At 72.2% G+C, this 525-nt stretch carries 2 pseudogenes; both read right to left on the reverse strand.

Annotated features, from left to right (window positions below):
* Positions 1-285, reverse strand: a pseudogene (locus HUK82_RS17135) (hypothetical protein); the annotation flags it as partial.
* A pseudogene (locus tag HUK82_RS17140) lies at positions 270-525 on the reverse strand (threonine-phosphate decarboxylase CobD); the annotation flags it as partial. The pseudogenes HUK82_RS17140 and HUK82_RS17135, both read right to left, overlap by 16 nt.

Here is a 525-nt window from a genome sequence, read left to right on the forward strand (position 1 = left end):
GGGCGGCAGGTCGGACAGAGCCTGTCCACCCCAGCGTCCGGCCCCGGCCCCGCGCAGGGCCTCGATCGTCGTCACGCGCTGGTCGGGGCACCACCGTCGCGCGATCGCGGCACTCCACCCGGTCCCGGCAATAATCGGCACACTCGGCGCGCACGGCCATGCCGGAAGCGGGACGTCATCCGCCCCCCCACCATTACCCTCCGTAGGAACGACACCCCGCCGCACAGCCGGCTGCACCGGCGTAGCCAGACAGACCAGCCGGAGGGCCGTCACGCGCGCGACCATGTTGTCAGCGCCGTTTCCAGACGCCGCCACGCCTGTCCGTCGCGCGGCAGGCCGATGCGCATGTCGTCGGCCCGATCGGAAAAAACCCGCGTCAGAATACCGTGCTTGCACAAATGCACCCAGAGCGACGGCACCCGGACGTCCCGGACCAGAACGAACAGCGACGTTGCACCGACCACGCACAGCCCCGCCCCGGCCAGCATGCCCCGCAGCCGCGCGCTGCTCGCCCCGGCGCACGCC

This window comes from Ameyamaea chiangmaiensis (genome assembly GCF_013376175.1).
Taxonomy (GTDB): domain Bacteria; phylum Pseudomonadota; class Alphaproteobacteria; order Acetobacterales; family Acetobacteraceae; genus Ameyamaea; species Ameyamaea chiangmaiensis.